Here is a 25,148-nt window from a genome sequence, read left to right on the forward strand (position 1 = left end):
GTATATTGTTTGCAAGACAATCTATCGAACAATTTAAGCGTTTGAACAGTTGTAATTAACAAAAACATACACTATCGGCACATACACTTACGCATTAACCAAATAAATTGAGTATATGAATAACATCAGAAGATCCATTTTAGCAGTTGGTGCCGTATTATTTTTGAGTGCTGCTGCTAATAACGTATTCGGGCAAACAACTCAGGATACCACTCAAAAAACAGCAACCACAACAACAACTCAGCCTGCCCAGGCAGATGCTGCCAACGTAGTACAGGCACTGCAAAGCAACGCCGACTACTCCACAGCATTTAATGCCGTAAAAACAGCCGGACTGGATTCAACACTGGCAACAGGTGGGCCATATACCATTTTTGCACCAAACAATAACGCGTTCTCTGCAATCCCTGCAGATAAGCTGGATGCTTTAATGAAAGATAAAACCCAGTTGGCAACCGTTTTAAAAGGCCACGTAGTAAATGGTAAATATGATAAAGCCGGAATTATCAAGGCGCTTAACGCTGGTAAAGGTAAGGCCACATTAACTACAATAGACGGACAGACGCTTACCCTTGGCATAACCGCCGATAAAAAGCTGCAACTTACTAATGCCGCCGGCAACAGTGCGCAGGTAGTATTGTATGACCTTGTAGGCGGTACCGGCGTAGTGAATGGTTTGAACATCGTATTGCTACCTACCAAATAACGTAACAAGTCAATTTTAATTTATAACGATGGCCCGGCTGTATAAACAGTCGGGCTTTTGTTTGTGGTAATGCGGTTGATATTGTTTAAGTTTGATACCATTAACCCATAAACCTATGCAGCATAACATCAAATCTATCCGCCCGTTTATTGGCGCCAGGGATTATGAACTATCCCGCAGCTTTTACCGCGACCTGGGTTTCGAGGAGTTTGTTATATCGCCGGATATGTCGGTATTTAAGATAGGGCAGATAGCCTTTTACCTGCAAAAATATTACGCTAAGGACTGGGTAGACAACACCATGATATTTTTGGAGGTTGACGATGCCGACCGCTACTATGCCGAACTGCAGGCCCTTGATTTGCCCTCCAGATATCCCGGGGCCCGCCTCTCACCCGTCCGCACCGACGACTGGGGCAAAGAGTGCTTCCTGCATGACCCATCCGGCATACTATGGCACTTTGGGCAGTTTAATGGATGATATTTGAGGTGAAAGCTAAGAGGTAAAAGGCGAAAGGTAGTCGTAGCAGCAGTAGCGTTTGCAGTAAAGTTCCCTCTCTGGAGGGGTTAGGGGAGGGTTAAGCGCGTGCTGGCGCAAGCTTGCGGTTTTTCAGCCGGAGTCATAGTGAGCCTGTCGAACCATTAGCAAGTCTGTAAATTTTCAGATAAGCTCAGCGTTCGCGTGCTGGCGCGAGCTTGCAGCTCGTGTTCCAACTGATTGTTGATAGGTCATGGTGAGCCTGTCGAACCATTAGTAAGCCTGCAAATTTTCAGATAAGCTCAGCGTTCCCCTCCTCGGAGGGGTTAGGGGAGGGTTAAGCGCCTGCACAACCGATAAGTATCACCCCAAGAGCTCCACGAGCTACAAGCTTGCGCAAGCATAAGGATCGCTTTGTGATTTTTTCCTTGCACCTGGAAAAACCCACCCCTAATCCCTCCAGAGAGGGGAACGATAATCTCGTTTGAGAAACCCACTGAGCGATTGCCTCAATGTGCCTAATTACCTGATCTGACATTGATATGTCACCATTATTCTCATAGATCTGATCATCAATTAATTATGTGTGTTCACAATGTTCACTTGTGTGTTCGTGAACATGCAGATCTATTTGCTGTGCTCGGTCATTACTTCACCCATAATATGTTCCCGGCTCCAGTCGGACAGGAGGGTCATGATTTGCCGGAGCGATTCCCCCTTAGGGCTTAACGAGTACTCTACCCTGGGGGGTATCTCGGGGTAGGCTTTGCGTATGATAATGCCGTCCGTTTCCAGTTCTTTTAAGGTGCGCGACAGCACTTTCAGCGCCATGCCGGGGATGGTTTTATGCAGCTCGCCAAAACGCATCGGCCCCTTAAGCAGCAACCAAAGTATGGGCGGTTTCCATTTCCCCCCGATCACATCAATGGTGGCAGTGATGGGGCATTCGTCGGCGCCGTGATATTTTTCAATATTTTTTTCTTCCATATCTTTAATACCGTGAAATTACAACAAAATTGTCATTAGTAGACAAAAAGGTAACTACTTGACAAAAGTAAAGTATTAGCCTAACTTCGTCATCAAATAAATATAAAAGGTTATGAAAATAATAATTATTGGCGCTACCGGCACCATTGGTAAACATGTAGTTAACGCCCTGCAGGAAAATAATGAGATAGTAAAAGTTGGTTCAAAAAGCGGCGACTACCAGGTAGATATTGCCAACCCGGAATCCATAAAAAACCTGTTTGAACAAGTTGGCCTATTTGATGCCCTTGTAAGCACTACCGGTGATGGCCATTTTGGTCCGCTTAAGGAAATGACCGATGCCAATTTCCGGGTAGGCCTTGATAGCAAACTGATGGGGCAGATTAACGTTGTACTTATCGGTCAGCATTACATCAATCCTAAAGGTTCGTTTACGCTAACCTCCGGCAGTTTGGGTGAAGACCCGATTGTGCTGGGCGCATCATTAAGTACCATCAACGGCGCGTTGGATGCCTTTGTAAAAGCCGCCGCCATTGAACTGGAGAACGGCGTACGCATCAACGCCGTTGGCCCGGATGTAGTTGAAGAGTCGCCCGCTTATTTTCCATTTTTCCCTGGTCATATACCGGTATCTATGCACCGGGTAGCCCAGGCTTATGTAAAAAGCGTTTTAGGCGCACAAACCGGCCAGGCGTATAAGGTTTTATAATGATAGATTCATTGGGTCATTACGCGATGCGTTGTCATTGGGTCATTTTGTGTTGCAAACAAAATAAGTGTTCGCAATTCTTTAAATGACCCAATGACCCAATGACCCAATGACCCAATGACTATTCTTCCAAAAGCAACCTGGATATTACTACCTTTTGTATCTCAGATGTACCTTCACCTATGGTGCAAAGTTTAGCGTCGCGGTAATACTTTTCGGCGGGATAGTCTTTAGTATAGCCATAACCACCATGTATCTGCAGACTTTCATTAGCTACTTCCACACATACTTCTGATGCGTAATATTTTGCCATAGCCGAAAATTTTGTGCATTTCTGACCGCTGTCCTTTAAGTGTCCGGCTTTGCGTATCAGTAGCTCCGCAGCTTCTATCTTAGTAGCCATATCTGCCAATTTAAACGCAATAGCCTGAAACTGACTGATCGGCCTGCCAAACTGCTCCCTTTCTTTGGAGTAAGCAATAGCTGCCTTATAAGCGCCTTTTGCAATACCAAGTGATAAAGCAGCTATCGAGATACGGCCGCCATCAAGTACCTTAAGTGATTGTATGAATCCTTCACCAACTTCGCCCAAAATGTTTGCAGCAGGCACGCGGCAATTATCAAAAAACAGGCAGGCGGTTTCTGAGGCGCGCATGCCCATCTTGTTTTCTTTTTTACCAGATGTAAAACCAGGAGTTCCCTTTTCAACTACAAAGGCAGTCATAGCATGCGAGTCGCCCTTTTCGCCGGTGCGCACTATAACTACCACAACATCGCCGCTTATAGCATGTGTAATGAAGTTTTTTGAGCCGTTGAGTATCCAGTGGTCTCCGTCCTGCATGGCGGTGGTACTCATGCCCCCCGCGTCTGATCCGGTGCCGGTTTCAGTTAGTCCCCAGGCCCCAAGCCATTGCCCGCTTGCCAGTTTGGGCAGATATTTAGCCTTTTGCGCCTCATTTCCAAACATCAGTATATGGTTAGTGCAAAGTGAATTGTGAGCGGCTAACGATAGGCCTATAGACCCGCATACCTGTGCTATCTCATCAATAATGGTAATGTAGGTTTGATAGTCCAACCAGCTGCCGCCGTATTGTTCAGGCACCAATACGCCCATAAAGCCATATTCGCCCAACTGGCGGAACAGATCTGCCGGAAAATACTGGCGCTCGTCCCAGTCCATTACATACGGGCGTATATACTGCTCCGCAAACTCATGTGCGCTTTGTTGTATCATGGCCAATTGTTCATCGGCCGCTGTGTCATTTAGTATCATATTTGGTTTGTTATAATTGGTCGGTAAAAATCAGGTTTGTATTACGCCAACATTATAGCGTTCTGTAATAGGAGCATGGTTGGCCGCCTCAATTCCCATTGAAATTATTTTGCGGGTTTCCAAAGGGTCTATCACGCCGTCAGTCCACAGCCGGGCTGCGGCGTAGTAGGGGCTAAGCTGTTCGTTATATTTCCGGGTGATGTCGTTCAGCAGTTCCTGCTCTTTTTGCGGGTCTACCTCAATGCCTTTGCTCTTTAACGCCGCTTCTTGTATCTGTAATAAAGTTTTGGCAGCAGATGAGCCGCTCATTACGGCCATTTGACCGGTGACCCATGAATATATCAATCTCGGGTCGTAAGCCTTTCCGCACATGGCGTAATTGCCGGCACCGTATGAGTTGCCTATAATGAATGTAAACTTGGGTACCACCGAGTTAGCCATTGCCGACACCATCTTGGCGCCGTCCTTTATGATGCCTCCATGCTCGGACCGGCTGCCAACCATAAAGCCGCTTACATCCTGCAGAAATACCAATGGTATTTTCTGTTGGTTGCAATTCATGATAAAACGCGCGGCTTTATCGGCTGAGTCGGAATAAATAACACCACCCATCTGCATTTCGCCTTGTTTGGATTTTACCATTTTGCGTTGATTTGCCACTATACCCACTGCCCAGCCATCAATACGCCCCAAACCACAGATAATGGTTTTGCCGTAAAGCTCCTTGTACTGCTCAAATTCTGAGTTATCAACCAGCCGGTCTATCACTTCCAGCATATCATAAGGTTTGGCACGGTCCTGCAGTATGATGTGATGTAATTCGTTTATATTCTTTGCGGGAGGCGCGGATGTAATGCGGTCAAAGCCAGCCTTTACATCATGCCCCATCTTATCAAAAACTTTTTTAATAGCATCAAGGCAGGCTTTATCGTCAGGGTATTTATTATCAGTAACGCCTGATATCTCTGAGTGTGTACTTGCCCCGCCAAGGGTTTCATTATCCACGGATTCGCCAATGGCAGATTTTACCAAATATGATCCCGCCAGGAAAACTGAACCTGTACCTTCAACTATAAAAGCATAGTCGGACATGATAGGCAGGTAAGCACCACCGGCTACACAACTGCCCATAATGGCCGATATCTGTACTACACCAAGCGACGACATGCGCGCATTGTTCCTGAAAATACGGCCAAAATGTTCCTTATCCGGAAAAACCTCATCCTGCATGGGCAGGTATACACCGGCGCTGTCTACCAGGTAAACAATGGGCAGGCGGTTCTCCATAGCAATTTCCTGAGCACGCAGTATTTTTTTTGCCGTGATGGGGAACCAGGCGCCGGCCTTAACAGTGGCATCGTTAGATACTACAACACACATGCGGCCTTTGACATACGTGATAACAGTAACCACGCCGCCGCCAGGGCACCCGCCTTCATCAGCGTACATACCATCGCCTGCAAAAGCGCCTATTTCTAACTGATTTGCACCATCGTCAGCTAAATAGTCAATCCTTTCGCGGGCGGTAAGTTTGCCTTTAGCTTTGTGGGTATCTATCTTCTTTTGCCCGCCGCCAAGCTTTACCTTTTGCAGTTTGTGGGATAATTCTGTTAATAGATCGTTCATTAGTTTGGTTTATAAGATAACGCAAGATATATAAAATTACTATGTATGCATAGTAATTGTTTTGAATTGTTAAGAAAAAAAATTTACAATTGCCCTACTGGTCGGTAGTTTTATGAAGGTTTCCTATCTTTAAGGCGCTAACCAATACCCTAATGAGTGTTAAACAATTATTTATTTTTTTAATAGGCACAGCCTTTTCCCATGCCAGTATGGCTCAGCAGGCTAAAGAACTGCCGTTGGATGCTTCATCTATACAATTCACCGTATCGGTTGATACCGGTTGGACTTCCTTACTCAAAAGGACATCTGGTTGGTTTGGTGCCGATGGTATTTATACTATTCCTTTGAATGGAAGCGAGGCTAAGCAATCTGCAGCCAATGATCGATCTCTTTTGATCTTCAGCGACAGCATGGTAGGGGAGATAAAGGATAGCGTGATGCAGCCCGGCTACAAAATGATACATAATTCTGTAGCGTTGCTAAAAGGGAGTAAACCAGTAAAAAGTAATATTCAGTTTTTTTGGGATAAAAACAAAGATGGGAGTGCCGAATCGGTTTTTATTCCTCAAACCTCAAATACTCAAAAGGGCGATTATTACTGGCTTGGGGATGGTTTTGTAAACACCGATGGCGATGGTTCGCTCTACATTTTTGGGTACCGGGTGCGTAATGTAAGTAACGAGGCGTTTGGTTTCAGAGAAGTGGGTAACACACTCCTCAAGCTAAAACCAAAGGAAGCACCTGCTTTTAAGAGCATCAAACAAAAAGATACCCCACTTTACCTTACAGACGATAAAAAAGACATAGGTTCGTTCGGCGCTGGCATTTATGTGAATACCAAAAGTGCTGGTGCTGTAAATGCCGACGGATATATTTATGTATATGGAGTTAGGGGCATGGCAAAAAACCTCATGGTTGCACGTGTGCTGCCTAAACAATTTGAAAATTACAACCACTGGGAATTTTGGGATGGTAAGAAATGGGTTGCTGATATGGGCAGCGTGGCTGACATCAGTAACCATGTATCAAACGAACTAAGCGTATCCAGGCTGGCCGACGGGCGTTATGCTATGGTGTTTCAGATTGATGGCATGAGTACAGGTATTGGTATGCGTCTGGCCAATAAGCTTACCGGCCCTTGGGGACCCATCATTAAGCTATGGGACTGCAAACCCGACCTGATTAAAAACACATTTGTAGTATACAATGCTAAGGCCCATCCTTCACTATCCGGTGCTAACGAATTGCTCATTAGCTATAATATCAATTCTGTAGATTTTATCAACGATTTAAAGCAATATCCACAGTTATACAGGCCACGGTTCATCAAAGTAATATTTAATTGATAGTTGCTAATAAGTGTTTGATTTTGATTTTGCTAAATCATTTTAGTAATTCAATTAACTTTAATACATTTGGCTGTCCAACTGTTATAAACATACTTTTATGAAATCATTTAAACTCACATTCTTGTTGATGTTATTAGCTTTTTCTGCAGCAATGGGACAGCAAACAGAAGAACAAAAAAAAGCCGAGGCATGGGCTAATTTTCAAAAAATGATTGAAGAACGCTATCATAAAGACTGGGCCTGGATAAAGCGTTATGAAAACGATAATCAAAAGCTGCCTGCACCTGCTCCTGGCGAAAAGCGTGTGGTTTTTATGGGTAATTCTATCACCGAAGGCTGGATAAATACCGACCCCGCTTTTTTTAAAGATCGGCCCTACATCAACAGGGGCATTGGCGGGCAAACCACACCCCAGATGCTGGTGAGGTTTAGGGAGGATGTAATCAATCTAAAACCCAAAGTGGTGGTGATATTGGCTGGAATTAATGATATTGCTGAAAACAATGGGCCCTCAAAACTTGAAGATGTAGCCGGGAATATCTTTTCGATGGCCGAGCTTGCGCAAAGGCATAATATCAAAGTTATCTTATCATCGGTATTGCCTGCAGCCGCTTTTCCGTGGCATCCAGGTATCGACCCCCGGGATTCAGTCACCAAACTGAACAGCATGCTTAAAACTTATGCCACGCAAAATAAACTGGGATATATCGATTATTACTCGGCCACGGTTGATAACAATAAGGGGATGAAAAAAGAGTTGGCTACTGATGGAGTGCATCCCAATATGGCAGGGTATAAAGTAATGGAACCGCTTGCCGAGGCAGAGATCAAAAAGGCATTGAAATAGCCTTTATTCAATTTTAGCTAAATCGATTAAATGATAAAAAATATTTACCAGAGAATCATTTGTTTTACAGGTGTTTTACTATTAACCCAAGTTGCCCTATCTCAGCAAATAAAGCCGTTTAAACAAGGCGATAGGGTGGTGTTCACTGGCAACAGTATTACAGATGGCGGGCATTATCACTCTTACATCTGGCTGTATTACATGACGCGCATGCCCAATATGCGTATCGACTGTTTTAACGCCGGCATAGGCGGTGATGTTGCGCGGCAGATAGATGAGCGCCTGCAGGAGGACGTGTTTGCCCATAATCCCACAGTAATAACACTCAGCTTTGGTATGAATGATACCGGCTACCAGTTTTATACAGGCGCTAAAGCCGATTCAAATTACAACGCAAAGGTTGATACTTCATACAACAGTTTCCTCAAAATAGAGCAGCAACTTAAGGCACATCCGGCTGTACGGAAAATCATGATAGGATCATCGCCGTATGATGGTACAGCTAAAATAAAACCGGGCGTCATTTACAACAAGAATGCTGCTATACAGCGTGTGATAAAGTTTCAGCAGGCGGCGGCAACCAAAAACAAATGGGAGTTTGTTGATTTTAATGCGCCCATGACCGCAATCAACCGGCAACAGCAAAGCCTCGACTCGTCCTTCTCCATGCAAAGCTTCGACAGGATACACCCAACGGTTGACGGGCACATGGTGATGGCCTACCTGTTTTTAAGGGCACAAGGTTTAGCAGGGAAGAAAGTAGCAGAAGTAGCCATCGATGCCAAAAAACATCAAACTAAAGTTGAAAACTGCATTGTAAGCGATTTACAAATCAATCAAACCGGCTTAAGCTATATCTATAAAGCGAATGCATTGCCTTACCCTATAGATACTATGGCTCAAAGCATTGGCAAACAGTCTCGTTCTCAGGCAGACGCCCTAAAGCTGGTGCCCTTTCAGAAGGATTTCAACCAGGAAATATTACAGATAAAAGGTCTGACAGACAATCAAACCTATAGCTTAACTATCGACGGAAAACACATTAGTGACTGTACAGGAGGCCAATTGCAAAGCGGTATTAACCTTGCGCAGCTTACGGCAACGCCGCAATATCAGCAGGCATTAGCAGTAATGCACCTGAACGAAGAACGCTGGGCAACAGAACGCCGCCTGCGGGAGTACTGGTGGCTGCATTACTCCATACTAAAACCTAAAGGCTTGTTGCACAATGATAGCGAAGCGACAGTTGACTCTGTAAAGCAATACGCTAAAAAGGACTTTTTTGTAGGCGCCGTATTAAATACCTATTACAAGGCCCGCCTTAAACCGGTACGGGATGCCTGGCAAAAGGAAATAGAACTACTTACCAATCAGATTTACCTTATCAATAAACCGGTAGCCCACAAAGTGGAGATTATGGCGGTTATCAATAATACTCATGCGCTCACTCAAAAATAATTTCTTTAAGATAGCGGGTTTAGTCGCGGCTGCCTGGCTAAACTGCACTCCGGCAAAAGCACAACAGGCTTATTATATAGACGGTTACCATGGCGGTGTTTGGGGCCATTATCCCGACTGGAATACCCGTTTTATGGTGGATATGCTGAATAAGCACCCAAAGTGGAAGATCAATCTGGAAATAGAACCCGAAACCTGGGACCGCGCTTCCAGGATAGATCCGCAGGCGTTTACCGAATTAAAAACGCTGATGGCAGATCAATCAGTTAATGGAAGGATAGAATATGTTAGCCCGGCTTATGGGCAAAGCTACATGTACAACATAGAAGGCGAAAGTATCATCAGGCAGTTGGGTTATGGCATACAAAACTTAAGGGGATATTTTCCGGGCATTAAGTTCAGTACCTATTCATCAGAGGAGCCTTGCTTCACAAATGCCCTGCCGGGTATATTAAAGTCGTATGGGTTTAAATATGCGTCTCTAAAAAACCCGAACACCTGTTTCGGCGGATACACCAGGGCTTTTGGCGGCGAACTGGTGAACTGGATAGGGCCGGATGGCAGCAGCATTATTACGTCGCCAAGATACGCGATAGAAAAGCTTGAACCCAAGTCAACGTGGCAAACCATTGCCTGGAATAATTCGCCCAGTTATATTAACGCAGCTTTTAAATACGGCATGGCTCATCCCATTGGAATGACCTTACAGGATGCAGGTTGGAAAGGCGGCCCGTTTTTAGGCCACGCCGACAGCGCCGGTTTTAAAAGTGAATACACCACCTGGCGCAATTATTTTGAAAATGTAACCGCTAATGATAAGCGGCAGGATTGGAAAGTAAGCCAGGAAGATATTTTAGTCAGCCTGGTTTGGGGATCACAGGTTACGCAGCAGATAGCGCAAAGGGTACGCGCAGCGGAAAATAAGTTACTGACTGCCGAAAAGCTATCTGCCCTAAGCAAACTCATCAAAGGTACCCAATGGCCGCAGGCAGGGATAGACAGCGCCTGGCGCACCTTATTGTTATCGCAGCATCATGACTGTTGGATAGTTCCTTATAATGGCAAAAAAGGCGATACCTGGGCTGATAAGGTAATAAGGTGGACTGGCAACAGTAACCGTATAAGTGATAGTTTGGCCAATATTACTTTGCAAACACTATCGACAGGTAAAGCATCAGCCGTCAACATAACGGTAGTCAACACACAGGCGCATAAAAGAACCGGACTTGTCTCTGTAGCTATCCCGAAATCATTCAAACAAAACCTGTTCATAAAAGATGCTGCCGGAAAGATTGTGCCATCGCAAATATCAAAAGACAGTATTTTGTTTGAAGCCAATGTGCCATCCTTTGGTTATAGCACTTATACTGTAGCACAAGGTAAAGCAGCTTTAGGAAACGGAACTAAAGCAGTGAAACTGACCGACGGAAAATACCGGATGGAATCTGATCTTTACAGACTAATCATCGATCCGGCCAAAGGGGGCCGCATCAGCAGTTTGATAGTTAAAGCAAGTGGTAAAGAAATGGTTGATACAGGCCATGCTAACAGTTTTAACACACTGCGTGGTAACTTCTACAATGATGTTGGTTTTAAAACTACTTCAAGTCAACAAGCGATAATAAACATAATTGAGCAGGGGCCAGTACGTGCATTGATACAGATCAAAAGCAATATAGCCGGTACAGATGTTACTCAAACTATTTCGTTAACACAGGGCGAGCCCGTAATAGATATGCATTTGAATATTGATTGGCAGCGAAATGTGGGTGTGGGCGAAGATGTTGATCGTGCCAATTACAAATGGACAGATTACGAAAAGCCTTTTTATAACGATAGCAACAAACTGGTGGCTGTATTTCCGCTTAACCTAACCGGACAGAAGGTTTATAAAAACGCGCCGTTCGAGGTTACTGAAAGCAAGCTTAAAAATACTTTTTTTGATAGTTGGGATAACATTAAAAACAATGTGATCCTTAACTGGGTAGATGTTACCGACAATGCCGGCAAATATGGCATGGCCCTCTTTACCGATCATACAACAAGTTATACGCATGGCGAAAACTTCCCTTTAGGGCTGGTTGTGCAATACTCAGGCATGGGGCTTTGGGGGCGCAATTATACTACAAATGGGCTAACCCATATCCATTATGCTATAATGCCTCATACCGGTAAATGGAATGCTGCAAACGTATGGGCTGTTTCTGAAGGATGGAACCAACCGCTCACAGCTGCAGTCACCACAGGGAAACCGGTTATCAATACACAATCATTGATCAGCTTAACAGATTCTCAACTCGTCCTTAGTTCGGCGCAAAGTAAAGATGGAAATCTCTTATTGCGTTTTTTTAATGCGGGCGGTCAATCGGATAGAAAGCATGTCGCACTTAATTTTAAATACAAAAGCGCTGAACTGGTTGAGCTTGACGGCAGGTTGATTAAAAAACTGAATAACAGGAGTCGTGATAAGCAAACAATTATTGATTTTGAGGTTCCCGGCTTTGGTTTTAAAACAGTTAAATTGAAGCTGTAGGATAATTAGAAATATTTTTGCTAAAACGTTTTAATTAATATATTTGTCAATAGCCAATTATAGTGCGTTAAAACATTGCGCCAATAGTAATACTCTGATGAAGTTTAAAATTTTATTAACCCTATCAGTTTGTTTATCAGGCAGTGCATTGCAGCTAAAAGCTCAATCGCCTGCTTCGTACGTAAACCCATTAATTGGCGCCAGCACCAGCACTGCTGCGGCAGGCGTTTACCATGGCTTAGGAAAAACATTTCCCGGAGCTGATGTGCCTTTCGGCATGGTGCAGATTAGTCCGAATACCATAACCGGCGGCGACAATGCCCCCGGCTACAGTTATGAGCATAAAAGCATTGAAGGCTTTGCCTTTACACAAATGAGTGGAGTAGGCTGGTTCGGCGATCTGGGAAATTTTTTGGTGATGCCTACCACAGGCAAACTATATACAAGTGCCGGTACACTTGATCATCCGCAGGGCGGCTATCGCAGCGGGTACATAAAGGCGAGCGAAAAGGCCTCGGCTGGATATTACAGCGTAAAACTTGATAACCAGGTAAAGGCCGAAATGACGGTTGCGCCTCATAGCGGCATCCTTAAATTTACGTTTCCTCAAAATAAACAGTCGCGCATACAGATTGATCTGGCACGCAGGGTAGGAGGTACTTCAACATTGCAATACGTAAAAGTGATTAACAATCATACTATTGAAGGTTGGATGAAATGTACGCCTGATGGCGGCGGCTGGGGAAATGGCGACGGACATGCTGATTATACCGTTTATTTTCATGCGGAGTTCAGCAAGCCCATAACCGACTATGGCATATGGAGCGCCGATATTCCCGACGATTGGGGCCGTAAACGCGAGGATGTTACCAGTACTAAATATCAGCAAAGAGTAGCGCAGGCTGCTGTATTAAAAGGTGTGAAAGAAAAACAAGGTCAGCACTTGGGTTTTTACACACAATTTGCTACCAAAGCCGGTGAGCAGGTGTTTATGAAAGCGGGTCTTTCTTTTATTGATGTTGATGGGGCGCGTAAAAACCTTGCTAAAGAAATTGCCAGTTGGAGCTTTGATAATGTACATCAAAACGCTGTAGCTTTATGGAACGAGGCCCTGTCAAAAGTTAAAATAGACGGCGGAACTAACGAAGAAAAAGCAGTGTTTTACACCGCCATGTATCATAGCATGCTTGATCCCCGCATTATTCAGGATGTAGATGGCCGATATCCTGGGGGCGATGGCAAACCGCATACCTCGCAGGCATTTAACAAGCGTACTATCTTTAGCGGATGGGATGTTTTCAGGAGCCAGATGCCTTTGCAAACGATCATTAATCCAGGCTTAATCAATGATGAGATCAACTCTTTAATGTCTCTCGCGGAAGAAAAAAACAAAGACTACTTTGAGCGTTGGGAATTATTGAATGCCTACACCGGCTGTATGCTGGGTAACCCAGCCGTTTCGTTAATTGCGGATGCGTATGCAAAGGGGATCCGCGGATATGATATTAACAAAGCTTATCGATTGGCTGCCAAATCTGTTGAAAAATTTGGTAATGGTGACAAAGGCTTTAGTGGCGGCGGATTAAGCCTGTCGTACACCTTAGAGTATGCCTACTTTGACTGGTGTGCCGCCCAATTAGCCAAAGCAGTAAATAACGATGGAGGATATCAAAAATATGCCGCAAGGGCAAGCGCCTACAAAAATGTTTTTGATAAGGATAAGGGGTGGTTTCGCCCAAAAAACGAAGATGGTAGCTGGGCTGCCTGGCCAGATTCAGGCAGGTTGAAGCAGTGGTACGGCTGTATGGAAAGCAATCCGTATCAGCAGGGTTGGTTTGTACCGCATGACGTTGATGGTATGGTTAAACTAATGGGTGGAAACGCGAAAGTAACTGCCGACCTGGAGCAGTTTTTTGAAAAAGCTCCGCAGGATATGATGTGGAACGATTATTATAACCATGCTAATGAGCCGGTGCATCATGTACCTTATTTATTTAACCGTGTTGGTGCCCCCTGGTTAACTCAAAAATGGACTCGTGCTATATGCAGCCGTGCCTATCATAACAGCGTAGAAGGGTTGGTTGGCAATGAGGATGTCGGCCAGATGTCGGCATGGTATATTTTATCTGCTATTGGTTTACACCCCGTTTGTCCTGGCGATACAAGGCAGGAAATAACAAGCCCGGTATTTGATAAGGTGACTATCGCGTTAGACAAACGATACGCCAGCGGAACATCATTTACTATTACGGCCGAGAACAACTCGCCAACAAACATTTACATACAAAGTGCACAGTTAAACGGTAAGCCTTACAATAAGTGCTTTATCGATTATAAAGACATTATGGCTGGTGGAACCTTAAAACTGATAATGGGCGCAAATCCCTCAAAAAACTGGGGTGTAACTAACTAATTTTTAATCAAACTCAAAATAACCTAATCGTGATTCTGAATAAAATACTTAAACCTGGTTTAAAATCTATCATTTGTGCCGGTGCTATATTAGCGGGTGCTGCAAGTACAACTGTAAAAGCCCAAACTGTGGCACCATTTAAAAATGGCGATAGGGTAGCCTTTGTTGGTAACAGTATTACTGATGGAGGGCATTATCATTCTTACATCTGGCTTTATTACATGACCCACTTTCCGGACATGCGCATAACCTGCTATAATGTTGGCATTGGCGGCGATGTAGCTAAGCAGATAGCCCGCCGTTTTGATGATGATGTACTTACTAAAAACCCTACGGTCATCGCGCTTACCTGGGGTATGAATGATACCGGTTATTTTGAGTGGTACCGCCCGGATGCGCAACAAACGCTGCAAAGCCGTTTAGATACTTCTTTCAAATACTATCATCAGATGGAGGCTAAGCTCCAAACGCTTCCAAACATTAAAAAGATACTGATCGCTTCATCTCCTTATGACGAATATACCTACGCTACCCCAAACAATATATACAGGGGTAAAAGCGCTGCATTATTAAAAGTAGCGGACTTTCAGGAAGAAGCTGCCAGGAAGAACAACTGGGGTTTTATTGATCTTAACCGACCTATGACGGCCATTAACAAACGAGAGCAGGAAAAAAATCCTACTTTCAGTTTAACACCTAACGATCGTGTACACCCTGATAACGACGGGCATATGGTAATGGCATATCTGATCTTAAAAGCACAGGGGCTTGCTAACCAGTATGTAGCAGATGTTATTGTTGACGCCTCCGCCAAAAAAGTGATAAAGGCTGAAAATAGTAAAATAAACAAGCTGGAAACTACTGCTAACGGTGTGTCATTTGATTACCTGGCTAAATCTCTGCCGTATCCGCTTGATACCGTATCACGTGGGTGGGGAAATAAAAAACGCCAGTCGGAAGCGATGAAGCTGGTGCCTTTTATGAAAGAGTTTAATCAGGAACTGCTGACAGTTAAAGGTTTGGCTGCCGGAAATTATCAACTGAAAATTGATAACGAGCCGATTGGCAAATGGTCGGCAGATGCTTTGGCTGCAGGTATCAACCTGGCCGAACTAACCAATACCCCTCAATATCAGCAGGCTATACAAATAATGGATCTGAACGAGGAACGATGGGAAATTGAGCGCCGCCTGCGCAACCATGCCTTTATAGAGTTTAATGTGCTGTACGACAAAGGGCTGTTAAATGCAGATAACCGCGCGGCTATGGATACAGTGGAAAAGGTGGCTAAAAAGGAAATATTTGTTGCCGGTAATAAGCCAAATTATTTACTATCGCAATATAAATCGGTAAGGCAGGCATGGCAAATGGAAATGGACGTGCTGTTGAACCAGATCTATAAGATCAACAAGCCTGTTGTACATAAAATTTCCATCACACCTGTTAACTGATATCACCTATGTTGAATAGACTGTATTGTAAGCTCCTTGTTTTTTTATTGGTTTGTTTCAGCGTAACAGCTGGTGCCGCTACTGTTGATACAGTGGTTACACACAGCGATATCATGAAAAAAGACATCAAAGCAGTGGTGTTACTACCGGGTACTTATTCAAAAGCTAAAAGATTCCCGGTAGTATATCTTTTACATGGTTTTAGTGGCAATTATGCCGATTGGATTACAAAGGATCCGGCAGTGAAAAATCTGGCCGATCAGTACCACTGCATAATTGTTTGCCCCGACGGCGCCTTTGCCAGCTGGTATATAGATAGCCCTGTGAATAAAGACTGGATGTATGATACCTATGTATCAAAGGAGCTGGTAAAATACATAGATACCCATTTTTCTACTATAAAAGACCGTACGGGCCGTGCAATAACAGGCCTAAGTATGGGTGGGCATGGTGCGTTAACAATGGCCATTGAGCATCAGAAAACCTATGGTGCTGTTGGATCCATGAGCGGATGCGTTGACCTTAAACCATACGCTAAGGATTTTGCCATTAACCAGATATTGGGTAATTATGAAGACAATCCTAAAAGCTGGGCCGATCATAGCGTGGTAGGTATGATAAACCAGTTAAAGCCCGGTGCTTTAAAAATTATATTTGATTGCGGTACCGACGATTTTTTTGCAGGCATTAATAACTCCCTGCATCAACAACTACTTGATGCCAAGATACCGCATGACTATATTGTACGCCCCGGGGCGCACACCTGGGACTACTGGAGTAACTCTATCAATTATCAAATGCTTTTCTTTCACAGGTATTTTGATAAGCTAAATTGATTTAAAATCGCACTGTTATTGATAATTCATTATTTAAATAACTTTTTTACAATAGCTTTTTCATTAAATCATTATAAAATTTAATAATAATTAAAAAGTATTTGTATAGAAGTGATTATGTAACAAAAAATTTGCTAAATCGTTTTTATAATTTATATTTGATAGATATAAATACCAATTATATACCATGCCTGGTAGCCATTATAACAATGCCCTGACCAGGTAAAGCACTTAATGAAATTTAAATTATGATATGAAGAAACTCTACAATCTGATCTTCTTATGTACTATTGGCTTGGCTGTGTTTTCCTGTAAAAAGGATGGATTTCTGGGGCAAACGCAAACAAGTAACCTTACTGAGGATGTGGTGTTTAAAGATAGTGTCAACGCCACCGCGTTCCTGACAAATATTTATACGTCCATTGGCTTTAGCGAAATTGGTAACCGGTTTTCTAATGGTGGGCTTGATGTTGCAAGCGATGAGGCCGAACCTTACGATAACTCTGCAACTACTACCATAGGATTTGCTAATGGCTCGGTTGATGCCAATACCGTATCGGGCGATGCTTACGATAAATGTTACAACAATATCAGGGCTGTAAATGTGTTTTTAAAGCACCTTCCACAAACCCCGCTTAAAGATGTAACTAAGGCCGAACTTAAAGCGGAAGCCCGCTTTTTAAGGGCGTGGTATTATTCAATTTTATTAAAGCACTATGGTGGGGTTGCATTGGTTGGCGATACCGTATATAATTATACCGACAAGATAGATGCAAAGCGCAATACTTTTGAGGAATGTGTAAATTATATCGTATCAGAATGTGATGCCGCGGCACAAACGTTACCGGTAACTCAGTCAGGACTATTGTACGGACGTGCATCCACCGGCGCGTGTTTAGCCCTTAAAGCCCGCGTGCTATTGTATGCTGCCAGTCCGCTATTTAACGATCCTTCGCCCGGTAGCGATACGCCGCTCGGTATAGCAAACGGCGACCAAAAAGCTCTTGTAGGTTATACCGACTATAAGGCATCACGTTGGGAAGATGCCGCCAAAGCCGCCGAAGCAGTAATAAACTTAGGTGCCTATAGTTTGGTAGTGGATAATTCTACCGCACCGGGCTACGGTTTTCAGTACGTTTTTACAAAACGTGTAAACACCGAATACATATGGCAGTTAATGCGTCCATCTAACCAGGAGCTTGAAAATATTTATCTGCCCCCGTCAAGGGGCGCACGTGGCGGCGGTTTCCCGTACCAGGAGTTTGTTGATGCGTTTGAAACAAGTGAAGGTTTGGCAATAACTGACCCTAAAGCCCAATATGATCCGAACAACCCATATGCGGGCCGCGACCCGCGATTAGAGTATTCTATAATACATGATCAATCTACCTATATTACAAACACTTCATTAAACCAAACGCCTATCAACATCTACACCGTAAATGGTTTAGGGGTAGGGGTAGACGCCATTTATGCCGGTACCAAAACCGGATATTACAGCAAAAAGATGCTTGATCCGGCTGCCGTGCCTAATTCATTCAATGTTACCGAAAGATGTATACCTCTTATACGTTACGCCGAGGTGCTGTTAAACTATGCCGAAGCTATTAACGAGTTTGAAGGCCCTGCCAAAGCCTATGAGCCGATCCAAAAAATCAGGATGCGTGCCGGTTTAAATCCTTACACGCTTCCTGCTGGCCTCAGTCAGGCGGATATGCGCAAAGTAATACAGCATGAGCGTCGTATAGAACTGGCTTTTGAGGGTCACCGCTTTTGGGATGTACGCCGCTGGAAACTGGGGCAGGAAACGCAAACCATGCAAATGACAGGACTGGAAGTAAAACGCAACGGATCGGGCGCGTTGCTTGGTTATAACCATATCAATGTACGTAAACATGGCTTTAAGCCTGCCTTGTATTTGTGGCCTATACCAACAAGCGAGGTAGCCAAATCGCCACTGACAGTTCAGAACCCGGGGTATTAATATGCATATTTTAATTTTTATGAAATATAAAAAAATCAAATCAGCTACCCGCATGAAAGCTCCATACGCTTTTATGCTTGCATTGCTGATAATGGGAATGGCATCCTGCAAAACTGAAAAAATGGTGCCTAATGTTACAGAAAGCAATAAGGAAATCAACGGTACGTGGGCTATTGTATCTGCCACCCAAAATGGCAGCGAACTAATTAACCTGCCCGATGCCATGACACACCTTTCCGGCTTCAGGATAACTTTTACAGATGGTAAATACACTATTCAAAACCCGGTTCCATTTATTGTAAGTACCGATGGTGAGTACACTTTTAACGACCCGCAGTATCCTTTTGATATTACTTTCAAAGCTTCGGAGGCCGCAAGTGCTGTTAAATCAAGCTTCATCTTTCCGGTAGTACAGGGAGAACGGCGGGTAACACTCACGTTTAGCCCTGGATGTGAAAAAAACATCTATAAATACACTTTAAAAAAAGTTAAATAAAGCATTATAAATCATTGTTATATGATAAAACATTTACGTAACGTACGCAAAAAGTTACTCAAATATACGGGCCTTGCAGCGTTGATATTGCTGTTAAGCAACTGTGAGTTTGTAATAAACTTTATAACACAGCCTTTAACTGCCAATGCTGGTGAACAAATAACCGCAGTTTTAGATGCAAACTTTCGTATAAATGGTGGCCCGTACACAAAAAACATAGTTATAGGGATATTAGCGCCCCGTTCATGGAAACTGGCCCAGAACACCACCATTACTTATACCTCTGCTAAAGGGCCCGGTACATTTAAACCTATCCCTCCGGATGTAGTTGCCGGAAACGCTAAAAATGGCGAGAACTGGACAACCATTATGAAAAAGAAAATGGGCATTGGCCCTAACTATATCGACGATATGGAGTGGGTTCCATTTATTACCACACAAACCATATCAGCCAACAACAACGATGATATCCACGCTGTGTTCACTATAAAAATGAAGGTTGGCGTTGACGGGCAAAATACATCGGTAAGATTAGGTTATGTAGTTTGCAACGATACTGATGGATTAGATGATGGCAGCCCTTACCTGTGGCCGTTTAAATTTGCAGATTGCCTTGAGGTTAAAGGCGCGGGCGATCTGATAGATTTTTGTAACCCCTCGTTATCGATACTTAACCCTGTCAAGGCGCTTGACAACGACTATGAAACCATAACTTTTGATAATACGGTTGTCAATACGGAACTGAAAGGGCAAACAGATATTTACCTGTGTGCCACTGCTCATACCAGTGATGGTAAAGATATTGCAATATGTACTCAGGATGACCGCTCAAAAATGATAGAGGCTGGGGCCAACAAGTTTCAGATAGTTATATGGCCAAGGCAGTATTTTAACCTTTCAGCCGGTCAAACGATCACCAGTGTCGATTATTATTTTACCAACAAGGCAGGTAATGTTAAGGTAGGTTATGGCAACACCGATGCTCCGTTCAAGCTAAGATTTGTTTGCGATTGATCATATAAGAATAACCTATAAAACAATATACAGCAGCAATAAAATATGGGCGAAAATATAGCTGCTTAGCCAGGCTTATGCCCAATTAACAACTACAAACCTCAATCTAATGCAATATAAATACGTTACAAAAAGCATTTTAATGCTCATCATGCTCGCCATGATAAGTATTGACCTTGCCTGGGCCCAAAGCAGCGGGCAAGCAAACGGGCAGGTTAGCGGTACGGTTTTCAATCAGTTTAATGTGCCGTTAAAAGGCGTTAAAGTGGTTGCAGTAAAATCGGTTGATACGGTAACAACAGATAGTAAAGGTTATTTCAAAATATCAGCATCAACCGGCAGTACATTACGCTTTGCAGCTCCCGGTTATAATATTGCACAGTATAAAATAAATCGTACAGACAGTATCAGCATTCAGCTTTCTGAACAATTTTTAAAGCAACCCCAAAAGCTGGATGTGCTTTATAATACCATAGATCAGGATGACAACCTGGCCGCCATATCTACTGTTTATACCAACCAGCTTACCACTACGCCGGCATCATTGTATACGTATGCTTTGCCTGGTCAGCTGGCAGGTTTATACACCAGGCAGGTAAATGGTTTTCCTAACCCGCAAGCCACCTCGCCAACAACCAATTCATTCCTGGTAAACTATGTAACATCGCATAACATTGGTGTAAGCGATAACAATGGTCAGTTTGAGTTGCAGGTTAGGGGCGCAATAGGCTTGTTTGGTGGCCCGTCAGCTCCAATTACTATTATTGATGGTGTACAGCGGGATATTTCGTCCATCGACCCTGAAACCATCGAGTCTATATCAGTATTAAAAGACGGATTATCCACCATATTACTGGGCATTAACAGCTCTAATGCGGTATTGCTTGTTACTACAAAAAAAGCGCAAAAAGGCCGCACATTAATTTCATTTACGGCACAAGCGGGCATACAGCAGCCTTTGGGTTTGCCAACACAATTGCCTGCTTACCAGTATGCTTATCTGTATAACGAGGCATTGCAAAATGATGGAAAAACACCTCTTTATACCGGTGCCGATTTTGATGCTTATCGTAATCATACAGATCCGTACGGGCACCCGGATGTAAACTGGTTCAATACCATTTTACGCAAAAACGCGCCTATGCGTAACTATAAGCTTAATGTAACCGGAGGTAATGATGTGGCACGTTACTCGGTATCACTAAATTATTATAACCAGGAGGGTTTGTTAAATAGCGATCAGTCTTTATCCTACAACACCAATACTAATTTAAGCAGGTATATCCTTAACTCGGATATCAACATCAATGCTTCAAAGAACTTTAATATAGATCTGCAACTATTTGGAAGGGTGCAAACCATTACCTATCCTGGCATGGGTGCCAGTGGTTTTAATACAATTATAGACAGGTTATATGGTACCCCTAACAACGCTTATCCGGCACGTAACCCCAATGGCAGTTTTGGTGGTTTAAATATCGACTATTATAACAACAACCTGCTGGCCATGAGTCAGTTCTCCGGTTATACCAACACCCAAAACCACGATGTTTTAACCAACCTCGATCTGAAATACAACCTGGATAACAGTATCAAAGGTTTATCATTACGTGGCAAAGGAAATTTTGCCATTAACTCGCAAAACTATCTGGACAGAAGTTTGCAGAACGCTGTTTATACCTATAACACTGATGGATCTTACAATGTATACGGTTCGCCTCGTTCACAAAATAACTATTTTATAAACGTATCTAACTCAAGATATGCGTATGCGCAGGCATCTGTTAATTACGACCGCAGCTTTGGTAAAAATAACTTTAGCGCCATGCTGTTTTACGATTTCCGGTCGGTAGTACTTACTTACGATTTACCAAGATTTTTACAGAACAGGGCCTTACAGGTATCCTATAATTATGATGGTAAATATTATGCAACGGGTACTATTAACAACAGCGGCGACGACCGCTATGCTCCGGGCCATCGTTACGGTTGGTTTTACGCCGGTGGCTTAGGCTGGCACATGGGTAAAGAAAATTTTATCAAGGATAATATCTCATGGATCGACTCGTGGAAGTGGCGCCTGTCATACGGCAATACAGGTAACGGCAACGTTGACCTTGCAGGATACTTTGGCTACCGCAAAACTTATGACTCGGGTAAGGGAGAAGCATATCCGCAAGGCACAGGTTATGCCAATGGCCCGGGTTACGGCGAAGTAAACGGTGTGGTAAACCCTAACCTTGATCCGGAGCGGGCACATAAAATCAATTTTGGTACAGATATAGCCATGTTCGGCCGTAAATTGTTGGTTACAGCAGATTATTTTAACGATCGTTATTACGATGTGCTGCGGGGCAGGGGCAGCAGCAACCAACTGATAGGTTCGGCTTATCCGGCTGAAAATATTGGCATCAACAATATGTCGGGCGGCGAGTTAACCATTACCCATCAAAGCAACGTTGGCGATTTCAATTACTTTGTTACAGGTAACGCCAGCCTGGTTAAAACCAAACAGGTTTATGCAGATGAGCTAAAACAGATGTATCCGTGGATGGCGCATACAGGTCAACCTGTAACCGCTATATTCGGTTATACTGCTTTGGGTTTTTTCCAGACACAGGAAGAAGCCAGCACCAGCGCAACAACATCAGGCTATACAGCCAAGCCAGGCGATATAAAATACAAAGACTGGAACAACGACGGTGTTATCGACCAGAATGACCAGTCTGCTATAGGCGGTACCAAACCATTGGTATTCTACGGGCTTAACTTTGGTTTTAATTACAAAGGGTTTAATGTTGGCGTATTACTGCAAGGCGTTACCAACAGGGATATAGCATTTAGCCAGGGCGATATAACCCAGGGATTTATGGGCAAAGGTGGCTTTGGCGGCGCACCTTATGGCCAGGCATACAATACCATACTTAACCGCTGGACACCGGAAACAGCAGCCACAGCTACATTTCCGCGCCTTACGGCGGGTGCAAATGCCAACAATGGCGCCATGTCTACATTCTATGTGCACTCAGGTAATTATGTGCGCTTAAAAAATGCAGAAATAGGCTATACGCTGCCGCATTCCATCACATCAAAGTTTAATGTTTCAAACCTCAGGTTTTTTGTGAACGGCGAAAACCTGGTAACAATTGCAGGCTATAAAGGCATGGACCCCGAGGTTAACGGTATAGCTTACCCTATACAAAGGGTGTTTAATGCCGGTGTAAGTGTAAAATTATAAACCCGACGATTAAGAGATCATGAAAACATTATATAAAATATCGGCAGCGCTTATTGCTGTTGCCATTATTACAGGATGTAAAAAAGATGAACCGGTACCTGCCGAGCAGCGCACCATTGATTTTGTTTTTGACAAAAACGACTCGTTGGGTACAAACGCTTATGCGTATTTGAACAGCGTTTATGCATACCTTAAATCGGGCCACAACCGTGTGAACGGTGAATACCTTGATGCGGCGTCTGATGATGCCGTATCGGCTACCAATAACACTACAATAGATGTTTACCGCATAGCTACCGGTGCTTACAACGCAACCAATTTACCTGCTGGTGACAACATTTGGGAAGATGCTTATAAAGGTATCCGGCAGGCAAATATATTCATCAGCAATATTGATATAGTGCCGGTTAAAGACCAGCTAAGGCCGGGAGTATCTATGAAATATGCCTGGAAAAGCGAAGCTCGCTTCATACGTGCTATGCACTATTTTAATCTTTTAAAAAGATATGGAGGAGTACCGCTTTTGGGCGATAAGGTTTATACACTTGAGGATAACCTTAACATTCCCCGTAATTCTTTTGAAGAGTGTGTAAACTATATTGTAAGCGAGTGCGATGCTATAAAAGACAGCTTGCTTACAGCGCCCCTGGCCAACCCGGCTGCAAACTCGCAAAGGGTAACCAACGCTGCGGCTATGGCCTTAAAGGCTAGGGTATTACTGTTTGCCGCCAGCCCGTTATATAACGGCGGTAATATTGATGGCGACAATCCACTTACCGGCTACACTGGTTTTGATGCAAGCCGTTGGGCAAAAGCTGCACAGGCTGCCAGGGATGTAATGGACATGAACGCCTTTTCGTTGATGCCCGACTTTAGAAACGTATTCATAACCCAGGTTCCTGCAAATACCGAAGTGATTTTTGAAAGGCCAAACGGGCAGAATACCAATGTCGAATCTAACAACGGGCCGCTTGGCTTCAGCACAACGCCGATAGGCCAGGGTAAAACCAGCCCTACTCAGGAGCTGGTTAACGCCTTCCCAATGAATAACGGGCTGCCAATAAGTGATCCTTCATCACAATACGACATCAACAACCCTTATGCCAACCGCGACCCGCGCTTAACCGCTACTGTTTTTTACAATGGTTCGCAATGGCTAAATGCTACAGTACAAACTTATGAGGGTGGGCGCAGCAAGCCTAATGCAGGCACCCTGCAAACACAAACAGGCTATTACATGCGTAAGTTTATGGGCTTGTTTGAAACACAAAGCAATTACTCCAATCATCCGGGCGACTGGATGCTGTTCAGGTATGCTGATATTCTCCTTTCTTATGCCGAGGCTCAGAACGAGGTTTTGGCTGCCCCTGATGCCTCTGTTTATGCCGCTGTGGAGCAAATAAGGCAGCGCGCCGGGTTAAACCCCTATCAGTTGCCTGTGGGGCTTAGCAAAGAGCAAATGCGCGAGGCCATACATAACGAGCGACGTATAGAGATGGCTTTTGAAGAAAGCCGGTTTTTCGACATCAGGCGGTGGAAGATAGCTGAGGATGTAATGAACCAGCCACTTAAAGGAGTAGTTATCAGGAATACCTCTAATGGCTTAACCTACAATTATGTAGACGTATTGACGCCCAAGTTTACTACCCCTATGTACCTGTACCCGATACCATATAACGAAACCTTGAAGAACCCTAATCTGAAACAGAACCCGGGATGGTAATTAACCCCTAACCAATTATTGAATCAA

General features: G+C 43.8%; 18 protein-coding genes. 15 read left to right on the forward strand and 3 right to left on the reverse strand.

All coding sequences use genetic code 11. The features are described from left to right. Nucleotides 1-115 precede the first annotated feature (115 nt). Together ACFQZX_RS05450 and ACFQZX_RS05455 are read left to right on the forward strand one after the other, a co-directional pair. On the forward strand, nucleotides 116-706 hold the full coding sequence (locus ACFQZX_RS05450; RefSeq protein WP_377112276.1) for a fasciclin domain-containing protein: 591 nt from the start codon (nucleotides 116-118) through the stop codon (nucleotides 704-706). Nucleotides 707-821: 115 nt separating this feature from the next. After that, entirely contained in the window at nucleotides 822-1,187 is a 366-nt protein-coding gene (locus ACFQZX_RS05455) for a VOC family protein (protein WP_377112279.1), read from the forward strand. A gap of 624 nt (nucleotides 1,188-1,811) precedes the next feature. Here the strand turns inward: ACFQZX_RS05455 and ACFQZX_RS05460 are convergent. Beyond that, nucleotides 1,812-2,171 carry a winged helix-turn-helix transcriptional regulator gene (locus ACFQZX_RS05460; protein ID WP_377112282.1) on the reverse strand — a complete coding sequence of 120 codons (360 nt, stop codon included), beginning with the start codon at nucleotides 2,169-2,171 and terminating at the stop codon, nucleotides 1,812-1,814. Between the two features lie 112 nt (nucleotides 2,172-2,283). On the opposite strand from ACFQZX_RS05460, the gene ACFQZX_RS05465 reads away from it, so the two are divergent. After that, nucleotides 2,284-2,880, forward strand: coding sequence for a short chain dehydrogenase (locus tag ACFQZX_RS05465; protein ID WP_377112283.1), 597 nt, complete (start codon nucleotides 2,284-2,286; stop codon nucleotides 2,878-2,880). A gap of 121 nt (nucleotides 2,881-3,001) precedes the next feature. Here the strand turns inward: ACFQZX_RS05465 and ACFQZX_RS05470 are convergent, their stop codons facing one another. Beyond that, on the reverse strand, nucleotides 3,002-4,153 hold the full coding sequence (locus tag ACFQZX_RS05470) for an acyl-CoA dehydrogenase family protein (protein WP_377112285.1): 1,152 nt from the start codon (nucleotides 4,151-4,153) through the stop codon (nucleotides 3,002-3,004). Nucleotides 4,154-4,183: 30 nt separating this feature from the next. Then, nucleotides 4,184-5,779, reverse strand: coding sequence for an acyl-CoA carboxylase subunit beta (locus ACFQZX_RS05475; RefSeq protein ID WP_377112288.1), 1,596 nt, complete (start codon nucleotides 5,777-5,779; stop codon nucleotides 4,184-4,186). A 152-nt stretch (nucleotides 5,780-5,931) separates the two neighbouring features. Here ACFQZX_RS05475 and ACFQZX_RS05480 point away from each other — a divergent pair, with 152 nt between their 5' ends. The 12 genes from ACFQZX_RS05480 (at nucleotide 5,932) to ACFQZX_RS05535 (ending at nucleotide 25,121) form a co-directional block, all read left to right on the forward strand. Continuing rightward, nucleotides 5,932-7,125: a DUF4185 domain-containing protein gene (locus ACFQZX_RS05480; RefSeq protein WP_377112290.1), complete on the forward strand. Its 1,194-nt coding sequence runs from the start codon at nucleotides 5,932-5,934 to the stop codon at nucleotides 7,123-7,125. A gap of 100 nt (nucleotides 7,126-7,225) precedes the next feature. Beyond that, nucleotides 7,226-7,975 (forward strand): SGNH/GDSL hydrolase family protein, encoded by a 750-nt coding sequence (locus tag ACFQZX_RS05485; RefSeq protein ID WP_377112293.1) that lies wholly within the window; start codon nucleotides 7,226-7,228, stop codon nucleotides 7,973-7,975. A 30-nt stretch (nucleotides 7,976-8,005) separates the two neighbouring features. Further along, the gene (locus ACFQZX_RS05490; protein WP_377112295.1) at nucleotides 8,006-9,433 is read left to right on the forward strand and encodes an SGNH/GDSL hydrolase family protein; all 1,428 of its coding nucleotides are present in this window, start codon (nucleotides 8,006-8,008) and stop codon (nucleotides 9,431-9,433) included. Continuing rightward, entirely contained in the window at nucleotides 9,414-11,966 is a 2,553-nt protein-coding gene (locus ACFQZX_RS05495) for a glycoside hydrolase family 38 C-terminal domain-containing protein (protein WP_377112298.1), read from the forward strand. Before ACFQZX_RS05490 ends, ACFQZX_RS05495 begins: the two co-directional genes overlap by 20 nt. Before the next feature lie 97 nt (nucleotides 11,967-12,063). Continuing rightward, nucleotides 12,064-14,379, forward strand: a complete 2,316-nt coding sequence (locus tag ACFQZX_RS05500) for a GH92 family glycosyl hydrolase (RefSeq protein WP_377112301.1) — start codon at nucleotides 12,064-12,066, stop codon at nucleotides 14,377-14,379. A 29-nt stretch (nucleotides 14,380-14,408) separates the two neighbouring features. After that, nucleotides 14,409-15,830 (forward strand): SGNH/GDSL hydrolase family protein, encoded by a 1,422-nt coding sequence (locus tag ACFQZX_RS05505; protein ID WP_377112304.1) that lies wholly within the window; start codon nucleotides 14,409-14,411, stop codon nucleotides 15,828-15,830. 113 nt (nucleotides 15,831-15,943) lie between these two features. Next, nucleotides 15,944-16,666 (forward strand): alpha/beta hydrolase, encoded by a 723-nt coding sequence (locus ACFQZX_RS05510; RefSeq protein ID WP_377112307.1) that lies wholly within the window; start codon nucleotides 15,944-15,946, stop codon nucleotides 16,664-16,666. Nucleotides 16,667-16,919: 253 nt separating this feature from the next. Continuing rightward, a complete protein-coding gene (locus ACFQZX_RS05515) occupies nucleotides 16,920-18,650 on the forward strand; it encodes a RagB/SusD family nutrient uptake outer membrane protein (RefSeq protein WP_377112310.1) in 1,731 nt (576 codons plus the stop codon). Nucleotides 18,651-18,669: 19 nt separating this feature from the next. Then, nucleotides 18,670-19,146: a DUF5004 domain-containing protein gene (locus tag ACFQZX_RS05520; RefSeq protein WP_377112313.1), complete on the forward strand. Its 477-nt coding sequence runs from the start codon at nucleotides 18,670-18,672 to the stop codon at nucleotides 19,144-19,146. A 21-nt stretch (nucleotides 19,147-19,167) separates the two neighbouring features. Continuing rightward, nucleotides 19,168-20,160 (forward strand): DUF4961 domain-containing protein, encoded by a 993-nt coding sequence (locus ACFQZX_RS05525; RefSeq protein WP_377112316.1) that lies wholly within the window; start codon nucleotides 19,168-19,170, stop codon nucleotides 20,158-20,160. Nucleotides 20,161-20,269: 109 nt separating this feature from the next. Further along, nucleotides 20,270-23,398 carry a SusC/RagA family TonB-linked outer membrane protein gene (locus ACFQZX_RS05530; protein WP_377112318.1) on the forward strand — a complete coding sequence of 1,043 codons (3,129 nt, stop codon included), beginning with the start codon at nucleotides 20,270-20,272 and terminating at the stop codon, nucleotides 23,396-23,398. Between the two features lie 19 nt (nucleotides 23,399-23,417). Then, nucleotides 23,418-25,121: a RagB/SusD family nutrient uptake outer membrane protein gene (locus ACFQZX_RS05535; RefSeq protein ID WP_377112321.1), complete on the forward strand. Its 1,704-nt coding sequence runs from the start codon at nucleotides 23,418-23,420 to the stop codon at nucleotides 25,119-25,121. Nucleotides 25,122-25,148: the final 27 nt, after the last annotated feature.

Source organism: Mucilaginibacter litoreus (assembly GCF_042676805.1).
Classification (GTDB): domain Bacteria; phylum Bacteroidota; class Bacteroidia; order Sphingobacteriales; family Sphingobacteriaceae; genus Mucilaginibacter; species Mucilaginibacter litoreus.